The sequence below is a fragment of the Kitasatospora sp. NPDC059722 genome (genome assembly GCF_042733235.1).
Classification (GTDB): Bacteria; Actinomycetota; Actinomycetes; order Streptomycetales; family Streptomycetaceae; genus Kitasatospora.
Map to the genome: position 1 here is coordinate 4,348 of NZ_JBHWGD010000174.1, position 2,703 is coordinate 7,050.

Genomic DNA, 2,703 nt, shown 5'->3' on the forward strand with positions numbered 1-2,703 from the left:
GGGGTGGGGTGGGGCTATCGGGGTACCTCGGTCGTCTGTGGGGCAGCCCAGGGGCGGGGGCCCTGTGACCATCCCCCCCGGTTCACGTCCCCGGCCCTAGCCGGGGACGTCACACTCTCCCGACGGACAGCTGCTCGCCGACACCTTGGTGACTGCCCGGATCCGGGCGGCCGCGAAGGCGGCGGCCCGGGCGAGCGGGAGACCGGCCGGTGTGGAGAGGCGCCGGGCAAGCGACCGGTGGTCGGCCAGTGCCCAGAGACAGGCGACGAAGGCGTGGTGGCCGCGCCACACCTCTCCGGTGTCGCCCACCACGGTGATCTCGCCGAGCGACGCGTCGTGGTCGAGCCCGGGGAAGAGCTCGTGGGCCTCGGCGGAGCCGGCCGCGACGAACTCCAGCGGGACGAGTTGCCGCTGCCCGCGCAGCCAGGCGGTGAGGCTGCGACAGAGCGGGCAGGCGGGATCGTGGAGCACGGTGAGCCACCGCACGGGCGGCGGTGCGTCCTGGCCGGCGGTCACGCCGGGCCCGGTGTGACGTGGCCCTGCGCCGGGACCGGCGGGCGCGACGGCGCCATCGGCTCGCGCTCCTGCGTGCCCCGGCGGCGGATCCGGCTCAGCACGTAGACATTTCCGAGGTGCATCGCTCCGAGCACCAGCAGCACGGTGCCGAGCTTGTACGAGAGCGCGTTGAAGACGCCCCGGACGTCGCCCACCCGCTCGTCGCTGCGCATCCAGAGCGCGACGAACCCGAGGTTGATCAGGTAGAAGCCGACCACGAGCAGGTGGTTGACGGCGTCGGCGAGCCGGTCGTCCCCGGCGAAGACGTCCGCCAGGAAGATCCGGCCGTTCCGGCTGAGCGTGCGGGCCACCCAGATCGTCACACCGGTGGCGATCGGCAGATAGACGGCATAGCTGACGACTGTGTAGTCCACGGGACTACTCCCCTCCGCGTTTCGAACGCGTTCAAAACCTTGTCGAGGAACACTGTAGCGCCACTTTGAACGTGTTCAATACCGCCGGGGGTGATCTTCGGACGCTTGTGACTGCCTGAATGAGTGGATCCGACGTGACGGTGGTCGGCGCCGGGCCGGCCGAGGCCTCGGGAGCGTGCGGCCGGAGAGCCGATCGGGCTGCTCCGGCCAACCGCCTCGCGGATATGGTGTGGCGGGTCCACCGAGGCCATGAACGGGAGGGGCTCATGACGGTCGGGCATCGGTGGCTGCTGGACGAGACTCCCTGGCCCGAGCCGGCCACGCTGGTCTACGGCGAGATGGTGGAACTGGCGACGCCGCACCCGCCCGTCCCGGAACTGGGCCAGCTCGGGCCGGAGACCGTGGGCAGCCGTGGTGTGATCGTCGGGTGTGCCATTGCGCCGGACGAGCGCGACGGCCGGGTCGGACCGCTCTACTCGGTGGAGACCGAGGACGGCAGCCCCTGGAGGCTGCGGCCGGAGTTCCTGGTCTCGCGGGGAGGACTTCATCCCGGCATGCCGCCCCGTTATCGCAGCGACCTGCCCGAGGGAACCCGCGTCCGAATCCGTATGGAGTCGGACACCCCGGGTGCGACGGCGGATGCTGTCGGAGAGGTCACCGGGATCTGGTGGACGACGTCCTTGGAGCCCCCGAAGGGCTACATCGTGCAGGTCGGCGAGTACTCCCACTGCGTGACCCCGCAGCAGACCGAGGTCCTCTGACTCGGCGAGGACCTGCCCGCGGTCACCTATTCGGATCCAGTCGCCCAACGGGAAGGACGGAGTCGACGTTCGAGGTCGCGCAGGTCCTTGGCGATGGACGAGCGGACCTTGCGCGCCATGATCGGCGCGGCCAGGCGGTAGTAGCCTCCGGCGTCGCCCCGCACCCGGATCCGGGCGAGGGTGCCGCCGGGGTGCGGGGCGAAGCGGTAGGTGACGTGCATCGGCATCGGACCGGCGACCGAGACCATGTCCAGCAGCCGCAGCGGCTCGTACTCCGCCACGCGCAGCACGTAGTCGATGCGCTTGCCGAGGAAGTGCGCCGTACGGGTGACCTCGGCACCGACGCCGAACCCGCCCTCGTCTGCCTCACGGGTCAGCCGGGCCTCGCGGATGCCCTGGGTCCACTCGGCGTCGTGGCGCCAGTCCATCGCATAGCCGGCCACCACGTCGGGCGGCAGCGGGATCACCCGTTCGGCGGTCTCGTCAATCGTCATGGTGCTGATCGGGCCCTCTCCGGATCTCGGCGCACTCAGGCCTCACAACCAGGGTTGCGCCGACCGGCCGCCGGCGCTCGGTGGAAGCCGCTCGCCCCGGCCGGCACGGCGACCGGCGGACGGTAGCCGCCGTTTTGCCTCGGGAGTGGAGGCGGAGTAGTGTTCCCGAGTCGCTCGACAGGGAGCACCGGACACGCATCGGCGCGGACGGTCCCGGAGCGGCCAAATCCACGAAAGACACCACGTCCCGGTACGAAGCGGGTCGGGCTCGCCATGTGCGCGTTCGGCTCGGTGCGTATTCGGTGTGCGCGTTTATCGGGATTGCATTCGGACTTCGGCCGGATTCGCTTTGCGGAGCGGGGATCGGCTAGAGTTTGGAACGTCGGACGGGGCAACAGCGCCGAAAGACACCAGCGAATCGGACGAATGAAACTCCGGAAAACGGAGCGGAAAACATCTGATAAGCTGGAAACACGAAAGAACGAAGCGCCCGGAGGGCCCGCTGGAAGGCGGCTCGAA

Annotated in this window: 4 protein-coding genes; 1 reads left to right on the forward strand and 3 read right to left on the reverse strand. The window is 70.0% G+C overall.

All coding sequences use genetic code 11. From position 1 onward, the window contains the following. Positions 1 to 96: 96 nt before the first annotated feature. Positions 97 to 516, reverse strand: a complete 420-nt coding sequence (locus ACFV4F_RS41435) for a thiol-disulfide oxidoreductase DCC family protein (protein WP_380510853.1) — start codon at positions 514 to 516, stop codon at positions 97 to 99. Further along, on the reverse strand, positions 513 to 929 hold the full coding sequence (locus tag ACFV4F_RS41440; RefSeq protein WP_380510856.1) for a hypothetical protein: 417 nt from the start codon (positions 927 to 929) through the stop codon (positions 513 to 515). The genes ACFV4F_RS41435 and ACFV4F_RS41440 overlap by 4 nt, the downstream gene beginning before the upstream one ends. Positions 930 to 1,195: 266 nt before the next feature. Here ACFV4F_RS41440 and ACFV4F_RS41445 point away from each other — a divergent pair, with 266 nt between their 5' ends. Then, positions 1,196 to 1,690 (forward strand): hypothetical protein, encoded by a 495-nt coding sequence (locus ACFV4F_RS41445; protein ID WP_380510858.1) that lies wholly within the window; start codon positions 1,196 to 1,198, stop codon positions 1,688 to 1,690. 26 nt (positions 1,691 to 1,716) lie between these two features. On the opposite strand, the gene ACFV4F_RS41450 is transcribed toward ACFV4F_RS41445, so the two are convergent. Next, positions 1,717 to 2,184 carry an SRPBCC family protein gene (locus tag ACFV4F_RS41450; RefSeq protein WP_380448929.1) on the reverse strand — a complete coding sequence of 156 codons (468 nt, stop codon included), beginning with the start codon at positions 2,182 to 2,184 and terminating at the stop codon, positions 1,717 to 1,719. Between the last annotated feature and the right edge of the window lie 519 nt (positions 2,185 to 2,703).

What these genes read in the sequence shown, in the direction of transcription:
- ACFV4F_RS41445 (WP_380510858.1), top strand. Translation starts at nt 1,196, where the DNA reads ATGACGGTCGGGCATCGGTGGCTGCTGGACGAGACTCCCTGGCCCGAG.
- ACFV4F_RS41450 (WP_380448929.1), bottom strand. Translation starts at nt 2,184, where the DNA reads ATGACGATTGACGAGACCGCCGAACGGGTGATCCCGCTGCCGCCCGAC.